The sequence below is a fragment of the Pararoseomonas baculiformis genome (assembly GCF_017813395.1).
Taxonomy (GTDB): Bacteria; Pseudomonadota; Alphaproteobacteria; order Acetobacterales; family Acetobacteraceae; genus Roseomonas; species Roseomonas baculiformis.
On sequence record NZ_JAGIZB010000017.1, the window covers coordinates 37,093 to 51,976 of the forward strand.

General features: G+C 71.2%; 16 protein-coding genes. 11 read left to right on the top strand and 5 right to left on the bottom strand.

Annotated features, from left to right (window positions below):
• Positions 1–49: 49 nt before the first annotated feature.
• The 4 genes from map to J8J14_RS16905 all read left to right on the top strand — a co-directional run bounded on the left by map (position 50) and on the right by J8J14_RS16905 (position 3,939).
• Positions 50–868: a type I methionyl aminopeptidase gene (gene map, locus J8J14_RS16890; RefSeq protein WP_209380715.1), complete on the top strand. Its 819-nt coding sequence runs from the start codon at positions 50–52 to the stop codon at positions 866–868.
• Complete coding sequence (locus J8J14_RS16895) at positions 865–1,521, top strand: carbonic anhydrase (RefSeq protein ID WP_209380716.1); 657 nt, start codon at positions 865–867, stop codon at positions 1,519–1,521. Before map ends, J8J14_RS16895 begins: the two co-directional genes overlap by 4 nt.
• Entirely contained in the window at positions 1,514–2,701 is a 1,188-nt protein-coding gene (locus tag J8J14_RS16900; RefSeq protein WP_209380717.1) for a glycosyltransferase family 61 protein, read from the top strand. Before J8J14_RS16895 ends, J8J14_RS16900 begins: the two co-directional genes overlap by 8 nt.
• Positions 2,702–2,817: 116 nt before the next feature.
• Positions 2,818–3,939 carry an acyltransferase family protein gene (locus tag J8J14_RS16905; RefSeq protein WP_209380718.1) on the top strand — a complete coding sequence of 374 codons (1,122 nt, stop codon included), beginning with the start codon at positions 2,818–2,820 and terminating at the stop codon, positions 3,937–3,939.
• Here the strand turns inward: J8J14_RS16905 and J8J14_RS16910 are convergent.
• Positions 3,905–4,876, bottom strand: coding sequence for a DUF6492 family protein (locus J8J14_RS16910; RefSeq protein WP_245215886.1), 972 nt, complete (start codon positions 4,874–4,876; stop codon positions 3,905–3,907). The genes J8J14_RS16905 and J8J14_RS16910 overlap by 35 nt on opposite strands.
• Positions 4,877–4,948: 72 nt before the next feature.
• Between J8J14_RS16910 and radC the strand changes: the two genes are divergently transcribed.
• Genes radC through J8J14_RS16925 form a run of 3 tightly spaced genes read left to right on the top strand, consistent with a single transcriptional unit; the run spans position 4,949 to position 7,996 of the window.
• Positions 4,949–5,731 carry a RadC family protein gene (radC, locus tag J8J14_RS16915; protein ID WP_245215887.1) on the top strand — a complete coding sequence of 261 codons (783 nt, stop codon included), beginning with the start codon at positions 4,949–4,951 and terminating at the stop codon, positions 5,729–5,731.
• A gap of 50 nt (positions 5,732–5,781) precedes the next feature.
• Positions 5,782–7,026, top strand: coding sequence for a helix-turn-helix transcriptional regulator (locus J8J14_RS16920; RefSeq protein WP_209380721.1), 1,245 nt, complete (start codon positions 5,782–5,784; stop codon positions 7,024–7,026).
• A 31-nt stretch (positions 7,027–7,057) separates the two neighbouring features.
• Positions 7,058–7,996: a S1C family serine protease gene (locus J8J14_RS16925; protein WP_209380722.1), complete on the top strand. Its 939-nt coding sequence runs from the start codon at positions 7,058–7,060 to the stop codon at positions 7,994–7,996.
• 43 nt (positions 7,997–8,039) lie between these two features.
• On the opposite strand, the gene J8J14_RS16930 is transcribed toward J8J14_RS16925, so the two are convergent.
• The 3 genes from J8J14_RS16930 to J8J14_RS16940 all read right to left on the bottom strand — a co-directional run bounded on the left by J8J14_RS16930 (position 8,040) and on the right by J8J14_RS16940 (position 10,179).
• Positions 8,040–8,690 (bottom strand): hypothetical protein, encoded by a 651-nt coding sequence (locus J8J14_RS16930; protein ID WP_209380723.1) that lies wholly within the window; start codon positions 8,688–8,690, stop codon positions 8,040–8,042.
• Positions 8,674–9,312: a TerC family protein gene (locus J8J14_RS16935; protein WP_209380724.1), complete on the bottom strand. Its 639-nt coding sequence runs from the start codon at positions 9,310–9,312 to the stop codon at positions 8,674–8,676. The genes J8J14_RS16930 and J8J14_RS16935 overlap by 17 nt, the downstream gene beginning before the upstream one ends.
• A gap of 213 nt (positions 9,313–9,525) precedes the next feature.
• Entirely contained in the window at positions 9,526–10,179 is a 654-nt protein-coding gene (locus J8J14_RS16940) for a TerC family protein (protein ID WP_209380725.1), read from the bottom strand.
• A gap of 280 nt (positions 10,180–10,459) precedes the next feature.
• On the opposite strand from J8J14_RS16940, the gene purB reads away from it, so the two are divergent.
• From purB to J8J14_RS16960, 4 genes are all read left to right on the top strand, one after another.
• Positions 10,460–11,818, top strand: a complete 1,359-nt coding sequence (gene purB / locus J8J14_RS16945) for an adenylosuccinate lyase (RefSeq protein WP_209380726.1) — start codon at positions 10,460–10,462, stop codon at positions 11,816–11,818.
• A 143-nt stretch (positions 11,819–11,961) separates the two neighbouring features.
• Positions 11,962–12,294, top strand: a complete 333-nt coding sequence (locus tag J8J14_RS16950) for a hypothetical protein (protein ID WP_209380727.1) — start codon at positions 11,962–11,964, stop codon at positions 12,292–12,294.
• 284 nt (positions 12,295–12,578) lie between these two features.
• Complete coding sequence (locus J8J14_RS16955; RefSeq protein WP_209380728.1) at positions 12,579–12,785, top strand: hypothetical protein; 207 nt, start codon at positions 12,579–12,581, stop codon at positions 12,783–12,785.
• Positions 12,786–12,949: 164 nt separating this feature from the next.
• Positions 12,950–13,855, top strand: a complete 906-nt coding sequence (locus tag J8J14_RS16960; protein ID WP_209380729.1) for a hypothetical protein — start codon at positions 12,950–12,952, stop codon at positions 13,853–13,855.
• A gap of 82 nt (positions 13,856–13,937) precedes the next feature.
• On the opposite strand, the gene J8J14_RS16965 is transcribed toward J8J14_RS16960, so the two are convergent.
• Positions 13,938–14,858 (bottom strand): general stress protein, encoded by a 921-nt coding sequence (locus J8J14_RS16965; protein WP_209380730.1) that lies wholly within the window; start codon positions 14,856–14,858, stop codon positions 13,938–13,940.
• Between the last annotated feature and the right edge of the window lie 26 nt (positions 14,859–14,884).

Consider the following 14,884-nt stretch of genomic DNA (forward strand, 5'->3'; position numbering starts at 1 on the left):
ATCCCCGCCATGCCTTGCAACCGCCCGGTCACGCGCGCATTTTCGCCTCATGGACCAGTCTGCCGGCGAAGCGCGCCGCATCCCCATCCACGGCCCGGAGGATTTCGAGGGCATGCGCCGCGCCGGCCGCCTCGCGGCCGAGTGCCTGGACATGATCACCCCCCATGTGCGGCCCGGCGCCACAACCGGCCAGCTCGACAAGCTGTGCCACGACTTCATGCTGGACCATGGCGCCGTGCCCGCCACGCTGGGCTATCGCGGCTACACCAAGTCCTCCTGCATCAGCATCAACCACGTGGTCTGCCACGGCATCCCGGGCGACCGCGTGCTGCTGGAAGGCGACATCCTGAACATCGATGTCACCCCCCTGCTCGATGGCTGGCATGGCGACAGCTCGCGCATGTATGTCGCGGGCCAGCCTTCCACCAAGGCGCGCCTGCTGATGGACGTGACGCATGAGAGCATGATGCGCGGCATCGCGGCGGTGAAGCCGGGCGCCACGCTCGGCGATATCGGCCACGCCATCCAGTCATATGTGGAGAAGAACCGCTTCTCCGTTGTGCGGGACTTCTGCGGCCATGGCGTGGGCCGCAAGTTCCACGCGCCCCCGAACATCCTGCATTTCGGCCGCAAGGGCGAAGGCCCTGTGCTCAAGCCCGGCATGTTCTTCACCATCGAGCCGATGGTGAATGCCGGCCGCCCCGACGTGAAGGTGCTGGATGATGGCTGGACGGCCGTGACGCGGGACCGTTCCCTCTCCGCCCAGTTCGAGCATATGGTGGGCGTGACCGAAACGGGGGTGGAGATCTTCACCCTTTCCCCCGCCGGCCTGCACAAGCCACCCTACGAGACCCAGACGACCGCATGAACATCCCGGCCAGGCTTGTGGAAGGGTATCGCGGCTTCCGCCATACCCGGTTCCGGCGCGAGCGCGACCATTATCTCCGCCTGGCCCAGAGCGGCCAGCGCCCGACCACGCTGATGATCGCCTGCGTGGACAGCCGGGTGGCGCCCGAGGTCGTCTTCGATGCCGATCCTGGCGAGATGCTGGTGGTCCGCAACGTCGCGAACCTCGTTCCGCCCTACCAGCCCGATGCCGGCTACCACGGCACCTCGGCGGCCATCGAATTCGCCGTGCGCCAGCTCAAGGTCGCCCATATCGTCGTCTGCGGCCACGCCTCCTGCGGCGGCATCAACGCCTTCCGGCACAATACGCTGAACGGAGTGGACGCGGCGCATGGCGACTTCGTCACGCGCTGGGTGGACATGGTGGCGCCTGCCACGAAGCTCGCCCTGACCTGCGAGGGCGTGGACCCCTTGCAGGACCAGACCGCGATGGAGCTGGCCGCCATCCGCCAGTCGATCATGAATCTCCGCAGCTTCCCCTGGCTGAAGGCAGCCGAGGATGCCGGGGAGCTTTCCCTGCACGGCCTTTGGTTCGACGTGGCGGACGGCTCGCTGCGCGTGCTGGACGAGGCCGCCGGCGCTTTCGACACGCTGGACGACGCCCCGCTTGGATGAAGCGGCGCGGCAACTTGGGCTGAGGTGCTTCGAGGACGTCCTCGTCACCCCCAGCGCCGCCGCGCTCAACCGCCCCGAGCCCTTCGAATTCAAGGGCGGCCCGCTCTGGCCGGACTTCGACAACCAGGTTGAAATCCGCTTTGGCCGGGGCCCCAGGCCCATTCCCTTCGATACCTGCCCGGATCCCGGCCAGCCCCCGACCGCAACGCTGGAGGAGGCCGCCTGGTGCGGCCCGGTCTGCCACCATTTCGGTCACCAGATCGCCGATTTCGGCATGCGGATCGCGGCCTCCGCCCATCTTCTGCCCGGCGTCCCCCTCCTCTTCTCCGCCAGCCCCACGGATCCCGAGGATGTGCGGCCCTTCTTCTGGGGCATCCTCGACAGCTTCCGCGTTCCCAGGGAGCGCGCGGTGCTGCTGCGCGAGCCCGTGCTGGTCCGCCGCCTGCACGTCTTCCCGCAGGCCGAGCGCATCCAGGGCCCGCCTCCCTCGCCCCACTACCTGGACCTGCTGGACACCGCCTGCCGCCCGGAGCCGGACCCGGCCATTGCCGGCCGCACCGTCTTCGTCACCCGCAGCCACTTCCGCTCCGACAGCATGGTGGGCCGCTTGGCGGGGGAAGCCTATCTGGACCAGGCCATGGGCGCGGCCGGCGTGATCCTCGCCTGGCCCGAGGAACTTTCCGTCCCCGACCAGGCCCGCCTCTACCGCAGCGCAGCCCAGCTTCTCTTTTCCGAGGGCTCCGCCATCCACGGCCTCCAGCTGCTCGGCCGCATCGAGGCCCCGGTAGGCGTCATCAACCGCCGTCCCAAGGGCCGCATGGCGCCCAGCGTTCTCAGGCCGCGCAGCCCGCACGTTACCTGGATCGATGCGATGGACGGCCAGATCTGCGGCATGAAGCGCAACGGCGTCTCGGCCGAGGTCAGCAACGGCCTCACCATCCTCGATCCCGACATCCTCCTTCCGCTTCTCGCCGCCGATTTCGGCATCGACCTCGCCCCGCACTGGGACATGCGGGCCTATCGCGATGCCTGCCTCGCGGATGCCGAGCGCTGGATTAACTTCCGCCGCATCATCCACCGCCGCCGCGGCGTGCCGCCGGGCGATGCCGAAGCCATCACCGCCTCCATCCGCTCCATCCGCCTTTTCACAGGTGCGCTGGACCATGTGAGCTTCGGCTGAGCCGTGCCCCGCAGAGGCGAGGCGCCGCACGAACGATCCCCACCAAGCAAAAAGAGGTGGAAATCACGAACACTTGATATTAGCTAACGGGGAACACTCCACGGCCCGTTCCCGCCATGCCTGTCCCGACCACCCGCGCCCACCTGGCCGCACTGGATCTGCTCCGGGGACTCGCCGCTCTCTCGGTTATGCTTTTCCACATCGGCGGAAAGGCTTTCGAGAACCTCCTCGGCCACCGCCCGGTCGGCGACGCACTGGCCTTCGGCTATGCGGGGCTGGACTTCTTTTTTGTGCTCAGCGGCTTCATCATCCTGCATGTGCATCGCGGCGACATCGGGCATCCCCGCCGCCTTGCCTTCTATGCCTGGAACCGCCTCGCCCGGGTCTTCCCGCCCTATTGGATCGTCACCCTGGTCTATGCCTCGCTCGCGCTGACCAGCGGGCTGGAAATAGGGGCGGATCGCTTGGTCAGTTCCATGCTCCTCTGGCCGGGCCTGCCGCCGCTTTTGGGGGTAGCATGGACCCTTTCCCACGAGCTTCTCTTCTACGCCGTCTTTGCCATCGTCATCGCGGCACCCCGGCTGGGCCTGTCCCTCGCCTTCTTCTGGATCCTCGGTTCCTTCCTGGTTCCGGCTGGGATTTCCCCGGTGCTCGACTTCTTGTTCAACATCCGCCATTTCGAGTTCCTGGTCGGCGCCGCGGCCGCCTGGGGCCTCGGCCGCATGCCCCTCTCCCGCCCGATTGCCTTTGCCGGAGCCGGGGCCGCGGTTTTTGCTGCTGCCGCCCTGCTGGATGTGTGGCAGGCCCCCCTGCCCGCCACGGCCTTCATCCTCGCCTATGGCCTGGCCAGTGGCGTGATCATCTTCGGCCTGGCGCGCGCGGACATGGCCGGCCTCCTCCGCGTCCCCGCCTCGCTTCGCTTGGTCGGGGAAGCCTCCTACGCTATCTACCTGACCCATCTGCTCGGCTTCAGCCTCACGGCCCGTGCGGCCATGATGCTCGGCCTCCAAAGCCTCATCCCGGGCTGGGCGCTGCTGCTGCTGCTCGCCGTGGTCATCACTCTCGGCGGCATCCTCTTCCATCTCTGGGTGGAACTGCCGCTGCTCCGGCACTGCCGCACCCTGCGGAACGCCCTCCTCAAGCCGCTTCCCGAGACCAGCCAGTCCTGGCCCGCCGCCTCGCTCTCGCGCGGCAACCGGGCTCTCAGACCGGCCGCCGCGCCCCAGCGGGCGGCGTGAGGAAGGTCTCTCCCTCCGCGGCGTCCCGAACCAGCCCAAAGCCCATCCACTGCCCGATGATCGCCGCCTTCACCGCTGGCGCCGCCCAGCCGGCACGGCGATGCACCCCCATGATCCGCATGCCGGGCCGGTCCAGCCTGGAGAGGAAATCCGCCAGCTGGTCTTCGCCCTGGCCGTGGAAGCTCACAGCCGGTGGCTGGGACAGCACGTGGCCCGCCTCCCACCCGCCGCGGCAGGCCTGGAGAAAGGCGCAGTAGACGCGGTACTCGACCACCGAATCATCGGAAACCGGCAGCATCCCCGCGCTGGCCAGGCCCCGCGCCCGCAAGGCCTCGTCCAGCGCCTCCACCTCTGCCCTCCACATCGGGAAAGGCGTGCTGATACCGAAGATCACCTCCGGCCAGGATTCCTCCGCCACGCCGAAATAGCGGAAGGCGCCCATATGTCCGGGCTGCACCCCGCGCGGCGGCATGCGCAGCCGCCCCTCCTCCATAAACGCGGAGGCGTCGGTCGGCCGGATGAAGTGGTTCTTGCAATCCAGCGTTACATAGGCCTCGCTCTCCACGACGCGATGTACATCCAGCTTCAGGCCCTGCTGCCGTCTCCAGCCCCGCCCCGCATGGGCCGCCCCGGCGTAATCCTGCACCTCCGCCCCGGCCAGGAGCCGCACCCGCGGCGCCAGCCACCCGTATTCCGGCATCACCTCGCGGGCGAAGGCCACGGGAAAGCCGTCCCCCGCCACCCCGTTGTCCACCACCAGGATCTGCCCGGCCGCTGCCGCGTCCAGATACAGCGCCATGGAGCGTGCCTGCAGCCGGAGCATCGGCAGGTCCTGCGCGAAGGCCACCGTCACGAAGTCGAACCGCATCCCGCTTCCACCAGGCCAGAGCGCGCCCTCCTGCCAGCAGAGCCCGCGCTGCGGCAACCCCCTGGGCATTCCCGTTCCACCGGATGGACAAGCCGCCCTCTCCCGCTACAACCTGGGTGCTCACGAATTCGGGAGATTTCCTTGGCCCGCAAGCCCGGCCTGGAGGAGGCGAGCCCCGGCTTCGCCGCGCTGCTGGACCTGCCGGCCGGCCAGCCCTCCTCCCGCCCGGCTTCCAGTGCGCCACCCACCCCAACGCCAGGCCCGGAAGGCCACCGTCGGCGCCTGCGCGACCGCCTGCTCCGCGCCGGCCCCGCCGCCCTCGCGGATTATGAGTTGCTGGAGATGCTGCTCTTCCTCGCCCTGCCCCGCGTGGACACCAAGCCGCATGCCAAGCGCCTGCTCGCGCGTTTCGGCAGCTATGCGCGCACCATCTCCGCCACGGATGCTGAGCTGCGAGGGGTGGAGGGAATCGGCGAGGCGGCCATTGCCGCGCTCCGCCTCGTCCAGGCATCGGCCCTTCGCCTCCTGGCCGAGGAGGTGCGAGACCAGCCCGTGCTGAACAACTGGGAACGGCTGATCGGCTATCTTTCCGCCGCCCTGGCACGGGAGGGGGTGGAGCAGTTCCGCATCCTGTTCCTCGACACCCGGAACCGCCTGCTGGCCGATGAGGCCCAGGCTCGCGGCACGGTCAACCACACGCCGGTTTACCCGCGCGAGGTCATCCGCCGCGCCCTCGACCTCGGCGCGACGGCCCTCATCCTCGTGCACAACCACCCCTCGGGCGATCCCAACCCCTCCCGGGCCGATATCGAGATGACCACGGAAATCCGCCAGGCAGCCGCCACGCTGGGAATCGTGGTCCATGATCACCTCATTATCGGCAATGGCCGGCACTTCTCCTTCCGGCGCGAGGGGCTGCTGTGACCCGCCGCCCCGGCAAGCCCCTGCCGGCCGGCAGGGCCCCCTGAAGCCGGATGGCGAAGCCCCCACCGAGCCCCGCCACGCCCCCCCGCCCGATCCTCGACCTGGCCGCGCTCGCCTATGATGCGGCGGCGGGCGAGGCGTGCTGGCATGATGTCGCCCAGGCGCTGACAACCGCCTTGGGCGCCACCGGCACCTCGCTCTGGGTCGGCGATGCCGAAGCCGGGCGCGTGGACATCCTGCGTGCCATCCCGGGCGCTGCGCCGGTCTACACCACCCAACGCTACGGCCCGGATCCCTGGATCCGGGGTTTCCTCGCCGCGGCCCGCCCCGCCATGGCCGAGGGCGCGCCGCCCATTATCCTTGGCCCCGGCGACCTGCCCGACGAAGCCTATCGGCGCAGCGACTTCTACGCCGGCTTCGCCCGTCAGCTCGGCCCCAGCCACCTGGTCGGCAACCTCGCCCTGCAGGGCGAGCCCGGCTGCATGCCCATGGGCTTCCACCGCCCTGAGGGCTCGCCACCCTTCGGCGCGGAGGAACAGGCTGCACTTGGCGCCCTTTTTCCCCATCTCCGCCGCGCCCTCCGCCTGCGCCAGCGGCTTCGCCAGTCCGCTGCCGGCCCCCACCACGCCACCGCCGCGCTGGAGGCCCTGCCCATCGCCGCCATCGCGGTGGATGCCGATCTCCGCATCGCCCGCACCAACGCGGCCGCGGAGGCCCTGCTCCGCGCGGGGACCGGCCTACGCCTGTTGCGGGTGGCCCCGCCGCCCTCCCCGGTCCGGCTCGGGGCGGCGCGCAGCACCGAATCCTCCGAACTCGCCCGGCTGGTCCGCCGAATCGCGCAGGCCAGCGGCCAGGACAACATCCAGGGCGGCAGCCTCCGGATCAGCCCCCCGGACCCGGAAGGCGGCCCGCCCCTCGCGGTCCTCGCCACGCCCCTGCCCGCCCATCTGATCGCCGTCCCGCCCGGAAACCGGCAGGGCCGCCTGCCCGGCCTGGTCCTCCTGGCGATCCGCGAGATCGGCATCCCGCGAAGCCCCTCGCCCTGGATCCTTGCGGACCTTTTCGGCCTCAGCGCTGCGGAGGCCAGCGTCGCCATCGCCCTGGCCGGCGGGGCAACAGCCGAGGCGGTGGCCGCGCAGCGCCGGGTCGGCCTCGCCACCGTGCGCGCCCAGATCCGGACCATCCTCGAAAAGACCGGGGCGAGCGGCCTGCGGGACCTGGAACGCATCCTTGCCACCCTGGGCGATGGCAGGCCGGGCCCCCGGCCCGTTCCGGCACCGCGACCGGATGATTGACCACCCGCCCGCGCGCGCCCACCCTCGGCGCATGCGCGCCCCCATCGCCGCGATCCTGCCCGCCCTGCTGCTCGCCGCCACGCCGGCCCCCGCGCAGCTCGTCTATGACCCGGCCAAGCCGCCGCCTGCCGGCGGCCCCGCCGGGGGTTCCCGCATCCAGGCCCAATCGCCCGAGGGCAAGCCGCCCCCGCTCTACGACATGCCGGATCCCGCCCCGCGCCGCCCCGGCCCGCCCTCGCGGCCCGGCACGGTGCCGGAGGCCCGCCCCCAGCCCGCGCCGCCCGGCCCCGCCGGCAAGCCCCCGCCGCTGGACCCGGATCAGGCACCCGCCCCGCGCCAGCGCGAGGTGTCCTCCGGAACCGGCTTCATCATCGGGGACCGCCAGGCCCTCACCAACGACCATGTCGTGCGCGGCTGCCGTGCCGTGCGCGCCCGCACGGCGGAGGGCCGGGAGGTCACCGCGACGATTCGCACCCGCGACAGCCGCCGGGACCTCGCCATCCTCGACCTGCGCGAGGCGGCCGGCCCCGCCCTCGCCTTCCGGGCCGAACCCGCGATCCGGCGTGGCGATTCGGTCGTGACCTATGGCTTCCCGCTGGCAGGAATGCTCGCCTCGGGCCCCACCCTCACCACCGGGGATATCTCGGCGCTCGCCGGACTCGCGGACAACCGTGCGCACTACCAGATCAGCGCGCCCGTCCAGCCCGGCAATTCCGGCGGCCCGCTGCTGGACCTCTCGGGCCATGTGGTCGGGATCATCACCAGCAAGCTGAACGCCCAGCGCGTTGCCCAGCGCACCGGCGACATCCCGCAGAACGTCAATTTCGCTGTGAAGGCCGAGGAGGCCCTCGCCTTCCTGCGGGAGAACGGTATCCGCGCCCAGACCGCCCCCAGCACCGCCGGCCGCAGCGCGGCGGAGGTGGGGGAGGCGGTGCACCCCTCGGTGCTCTTCCTGCGCTGCCTCGGCTGAGGCGGCGGAGCGGGGCCGGGCAGCCCCGCCCCGCCCGGGGCCTCTAGCCGCGCCGCGCGGCCCCGGCGATCGCGGCCGTGAACTCCCGCGCATTTGCCACCGGCTCGCCGCGGCTCGGCATCGTCACCTGCACGCGCATGAAGCGCCCGCCGGCCACGCCCACGCAGACCTGCCGCTCCACGCGGTTCCGTCCGAAGGTTCCCTCCAGCGCCGCGCAGGAGAAGTCCCCCCCGGCCACAGGCAGGGGCGAGCGGGAGACAACGGAAAGCTGCCGCCCCGTCCGGTCCGCCGGCAGGGCCGTCGCCTCGGAGACGGCGCGCTCCACCTCCGCCGGCAGGTCCGCCGCCGTGACCCTCGGCCGTCCGAGGTCGTAGAGGAACACGAAGGCCACCGCCACGCGCCGGGGCGTGGTGTATTCCACCACCTTGCCCGCCGCGGCATCATTCGGCGCCACATCTTGCACCTGGCCCCGCTCGAACCCCGCGGCCTGGGCCGGCAGCCGGGCCAGCACGGCCTCCACCGGCGGCCTCTCGCGCGGGCCCTCCGCGTCCTCGGTGGTCGTGGGCGCGCAGCCTGCAAGCAGCCCGCCCGCCAGCGCCAGCGGCACCGCCAGGGCCCTGAACCGGGCGGCGCCGGCCGGCGCCGCCACCCTCGTTCCCAGCCTCAAGCGGCCGCCCTCAATGGGCCGCGGCATGGGGTGCCGGCAGCGGCAGCCCCATGTTCAAGGTCGCATTGGCCATGACCAGACCCTCCCAAAGCAGTTCAACGCCGATATAGGCGATCAGCGCGACGCCGAGATAGGCGATCCACTTGTAGCGATCCAGAATGCGGGCGAGCAGGCCGCCCAGAAGGCCCATCATCACGATGGAGATGGCCAGGCCGACGATCAGCAGCGTGATGTTGCTGCGCGCCACCGCCGCCACCGCGAGCACATTGTCCAGCGACATGGACACATCCGCCACGATGATCTGCCACAGCGCCGCCATCAGCGTCTTGTCGTGATGGGCGCCGCCCTCGCCCGCCTCATCGTGCTGGGCCTTCCGCAGCTCCACCAGGAAGTTGATGGCGATGTAGAGCAGCGCCAGCCCGCCCACGATGTCGATCCACCACAGCGCCAGCAGTTGCTGCGCGATGAGGGAGAAGACGATGCGCAGCACCGCCGCCGCGCCGATACCGAACAGCACGGCCTTGTTGCGCTGGCTCTCGGGCAGGCCCGCCGCCGCGAGGCCGATCACCACCGCGTTATCGCCCGAGAGAATGATGTTCAGCCACATGATCTCAAGCAGCTGCGGCAGCGCGCCGGTGATGGATTCCATGAAACTCTCCGGTCAGGCCGCGGCGACCTGGGCGCCGCGGCCCGGTTCTGGGGAAGAAATGGCGCTTCCGGGGCCATGAACCGGCCCCGCGCCTGCGCCGGACCCTAGACGCCGACCCCTGGAATCAAAAGCGCCGCCCGGTCCCCCGGGCGGCGCCAAACCTCTTTTATGACAGAGCCTTAACCGCCCCGTCACCTCATCCGGAAACGGCGCTCAGTGCGCCGCGGGACGCTCGAAAGGCGTGCCCGTCCACCAGGCACCCACCTCGGTCGAACCCGTCCAGATCATCTCGACCGCCACATACAGGATGACCAGCAGGCCCACCCAGGCGATCCAGCGGTGCTTCTCCAGCAGCCTCGCGATGAAGGTCGCGGCCAGGCCCATCAGCACCACGGAGATGGCCAGGCCGATGACCAGCACATCCAGGTGGTCCTTCGCCGCGCCGGCCACCGCCAGCACGTTGTCGAGCGACATGGAGACGTCCGCCACCAGGATCTGGATGATCGCCTGGGTCAGTGTCTTGCGCGGCGCGCCCGTGTCGGTGCCCTCGACATTGCCGGAAACGACCTCGGCGCCATGCGCCTGCTCATGCGGCTGGCGCAGTTCGCGATACATCTTCCAGCAGACCCAGAGCAGCAGCAGGCCGCCGAACAGCGTCAGGCCGATGATCGCGAGCAGCTGCGTCGTGATCGCGGCGAAGCCGATGCGCATCAGCGTGGCGGCGACGATACCCCAGAAGATCGCCTTGCGCCGCTGGTCCGGCGGCAACCCGGCCGCGGCCATGCCGACCACGATGGCATTGTCGCCCGCCAGCACCAGGTCGATCAGAAGAACCTGGCCAAGGGCGATGAACCAATCCGCTCCCATCGGCGATCTGCCTCCCCTTCCGGCCGCCAATGGTCGGGCGCCCGAACTTGAATGAACACGCCTCTCCCTTGACGGAAGGGCGCTTACCGCGCCGTCGCGGCCCCTGGCGCATAAACAATCGGCAATGGTCGAGCAACCATTCACGACGCCCCTTGTCCGGAATTCCGGATTTCCGGGCCGCGGCCTTTCGGAAATCTGAACGCGGTTGACGCGGCGGCGCCCCCCGGATACCGCCGCCACGCCGCCCCGAACGCTCCTCCAGCCACACCGGAACGCCCCGATGGTCCCGCGCTACACCCGCCCCCAGATGGCCGCGATCTGGTCCCCCGAGGCCCGCTTCCGCATCTGGTTCGAGATCGAGGCCCTGGCCGCCGAGGCGATGGCGGAGCTGGGCACCATTCCCCGCGAATCCGCCGAGGCCATCCGGCGCGAGGGCGACCGCCGCATCGCCGCGATCTCGGAGGCGGACCTGGACCGCATCGACGAGATCGAGCGCGTCACCCGCCACGACGTGATTGCCTTCCTCACCTGGCTCGGCGAGACCCGCCCCGATGGCAGCGGCATGGGCGAGCACGCCCGCTTCATGCACCAGGGCATGACCAGTTCCGACGTGCTGGACACCGCCCTCAACCTCCAGATGGTCAAGGCGGCCGACCTGCTGATCGAGGATCTGGACGCGCTGCTGAAGGCCCTCCGCAACCGCGCCGAGGAGCACGCCCTCACCCCCACCATCGGCCGCTCCCACGGCATCCATGCCGAGCCCACCACCTTCGGCATCAAGCTGGCCGGTCACTGGGCCGAATTCGCCCGCTGCCGCGCCCGCATGGTCGCCGCGCGGGAGGAGGTGGCCACCTGCGCCATTTCCGGCCCCGTCGGCACCTTCGCCAGCGTGGACCCGCGCGTGGAGGCCTTCGTGGCCAGCCGCCTCGGCCTGCGCCCGGAACCCGTGTCCACGCAGGTGATCCCGCGGGACCGCCACGCGGCCTATTTCTGCGCCCTCGCCGTCACGGCCAGCGCGATCGAGCGCCTGGCCACCGAGGTCCGCCATCTCCAGCGCTCCGAGGTGCGGGAGGCCGAGGAATACTTCCACCCGGGCCAGAAGGGCTCCTCGGCGATGCCCCACAAGCGCAACCCGGTGCTGTCCGAGAACCTCACCGGCCTGGCCCGCCTGGTCCGCGGCTATGCCATGCCCGCCCTGGAGAACGTCGCCCTCTGGCATGAGCGCGACATCAGCCACAGCAGCGTCGAGCGCGTGATCGGCCCGGACGCGACCATCGCCCTCGACTTCGCGCTGATGCGCGCCGCCGGCATGATGGAAAAGCTGACCGTCTATCCCGAGCGCATGAAGGCGAACCTCGAAAGCCTCGGCGGCGTGGTGCATTCCCAGAAGGTGCTCCTCGCCCTCACCCAGGCCGGGATGAGCCGCGAGGAGGCCTATGCCACGGTCCAGCGCAACGCCATGGCAACCTGGGAGAACCTGGGCCAGCCCGGCGGCCGCAGCTTCCGCGACAACCTCCTGGCCGATCCGAAGGTCACCGCCCTGATCAGGCCGGAGGAGCTGGACGGTGTCATGGACCCGCAGCGGGACTTCACCCATGTCCGGGACACCCTCGCCCGGGTCTTCGCCCAGCCTGCCTGACCGCCGGCAGCCGGGGGATCCGCTCGCCGAGGCGTGATCCCTCCCGCCGCAATGGGGCGGCCCCTGCCTCCGTTACGCCGTGATGGATGCCCAGGAATCGGGCGTTCCGATCCCGTCCCCCGGGCACACGGAGGAGCCTTGAGATGATCCCGCCCCTGACCAGGCCAGCCCTTGCTCTGGCGGCGCTGGCAGGCGCCCTGGCCGCGGCCCCACGCCCGGCCGAGGCCGCCCCCGGCCCTGGCGCGCTGCCCAGCCAGGCAGCCCAGGCCTTGCAGCCGGTCCAGTACTATTACTGCCCACCCGGCTATCACTTCAGCCGCCGATGGGGTGGCTGCCGCCCGAACCGGCCGCCTGAATATTACGCGCCGCCGCCGACCTACTATGCGCCGCCACCCGCCTATTACGCTCCGCCACCGCCGCGGTACTACGTGCCGCCCCCGCCTCCGCCAGGGCCGCGCTACTACTACCGGTACTAGCCAGCCGCAGGACCATGGTGGACATGCCGGTCCGGACAGCAGGGCTCGGCCACCTGATGGGCGCGAGCGCCCGGTTTTCAGCGCCCCGCTTGTTGCGGGCGCAGGTGGGGAAGGACTGCTCCGCAAGCACCCTGAATATCCGCTGGAAGCGACCGATACGGCCCTTGCCGTCCCTGCGCAAGGACGGCTTGGCGGCTCCTATCGGCGAAGAGCCACGGCATCCCCGCCCACCCCCGGGCGTTGACGGGGAAATGGGCCTGATTCCCGGCCCAGGGAGATCCCAGATGAGCGCCAAGGACAACAAGCCCAGCCCAGTCCCGGAGCCCTCGGCTCAGGATCCCGCTCACACCGAAGGCGGCGCCCCTACTGACGCGGCCCATCAGGCGGATGGGGATGGCACGCTCACCGGCTCGGTCCCGGCCGGTCTATCGGCCGATGAACTCCACAAGATCGCCGAGAGCGACAAGACCGGCGATACCGGCACGAGCTGACCAGCCCGGGCGTCAGCCCATCGCCAGCGCTGCCAGGGCGAAGGCGCCATGCGCCCGAGCGGCCATCCCGCACGCTCTCTCCTTCGCCCGCGCCTCCATGTGGGCCCCCGGAGGACAGGGGCCGGACCCTTGACCCCTGGGGGCTCGGCCTGGACACTCCGGCCGTGCCCTCCCCTCCGCCGCGCTTCCTGATCCTGGCCGCGCTGGCCGGCCTCCTTGCACTGGCCCTGCCACAACCCTCCCGAGCGCAATCGGCCGCTTCGGTCCCGCCCGGCGCAGCCGCGGCCTGCGACCCTTCGCCGGACCCGCTCGCGACCGCCACCTGCGCCGATCCCGCCGCGCGCCTCGCCGATCGCCGCCGTGCCCTGGCCCATGAGGCCCTACGCCACCAGCTCCACCCGGCCCAGCGCGCCGGCCTGGAAGCCGATGCCCGCGCCTTCGGCACTTTCCTGCAAACGCATTGCCTGCCCCAGGGCCGGGCCGATCCCGCCTGCATCGCCAGGGCCCATGCCGCCAAGCGCGAGGATCTTCGCCGCTGGCTCCAGCCCCCGGCCACGGATGAGGCGGACCGCGACCCGGTGGAAGCCGAGGCCCTTGCCGCCCGGCTCGCCGCGCGCGGCATCCCCCAGGCCCCGCCGGAAGCACAGCGGGATGCCATCGCCGCCCTGCAGCGGCAGGCTGGCTTGCCGCCCACGGGCTTCCTCGATTCCGCCACCGCCGCCCTGGCCGCGCCCGCGCCCCCACCCGCGCCGGCCGGCGCCCTTCCGCCCGATGCCGTATGGCTGCCGCGCTTTCCGGCGGCGCTCAACACGCGCTTCGCCCTCACTGGCTGCGACGGCCCCGCCATATCCTGGGCCGGCAACGCCCTGCGCATCGGCGAAATCGCCGAGCCCGGCGAGAGCTACGAGATCTTCGCCGACCCGGAACGCTTCTACCTGCTTCCGCCCGCCGGTCCCGCCCGCATCCTTGAGGGCCTGGCCGACGGCACCCTCCGTCTCTCCGGCGCCATACCCCCGGCCCTTGCCCGACGGGGCGTCCGGCCCGGAACCATCCTGCGCCGCTGCGGCTGAACCGGGACCGGCTCCTCGAACGCAAGCGGGGCGGCTCCCCGGAAGGAACCGCCCCGCCCTTACTGAAGCGCCTGGAGGCGGATCAGATGTCCCGGCGCGTCGTGCCGGTCGTGTTCGTGCCCAGGTTCCGGTCCGCCGCACGCCCGGCAGCCGTGCCCGGCGGGTTCGCCGCCGTCCCGTCGGACTGGTGCGGATAGGCGCCGGACACGTTGGTGCCCGCCGTCCGGTCAAAAGCGCGGCTCGCCTCGGTGCCCGGCGGGTTGCCCGGCGTGCCGTCCGCGCCCGTGCCGCTCTTGGGGTACACGGTCGTGTCGGCCCGGCTGGTCTCATTCTCCGGATGCGCGCCGGAGATGTTGGTGCCCAGCGTCTTGTCCAGACCGCGGGACGCCATGGTGCCCGGCGGGTTGCCCGGCGAGCCATCAGGGGAATTCCCCATCATCCCGTCGTCATCCCGGCCGGTGTAGCCGTTCCAGCCGCTGCTCCGGTAATCGGCCTCGCGGGTGGTCGCATCCACCGGGTTGTAGCGCATCAGGATGCTCTCGACCTCGGCGGCGCGCATGTCGTCGGTGCGCACGGTCACCAGGCTGCCGCCGCGGCGCACGCCCTCGGAATAGACATGGGCGTCGCGCTCCTCCACGCCGGCGCCGGTCAGGCTGCCCAGCAGGCCGCCCGTGGCGGCGCCCACGCCGGCGCCGGTCAGGGCCGCGACCAGCCAGCCGGCCGCGACGACCGGGCCCAGGCCGGGGATCGCCAGCGCGCCGATGCCGGCGAGCACGCCCGCGCCGCCGCCCAGAACGGTGCCGATCGTTGCGCCCGTCCCGGCACCCGTCGCGGTCTCGTCGTGGTCGTGGTGCGCCGTCTCACCCGTGGTCGTCCCGGCGGAGCCGTCGCGGGCCACGATGCTGATGTCGTCACGCATGAAGCCGGCCGCCTCCAGCGCGCTCACCGCGGCGCTGGCATCGGAGTAGTTGTCGTAGAGGCGGGCGATGGTTCGCGTAGCCATGTGTCTGTTCCTTGTTCTGTGTTCTG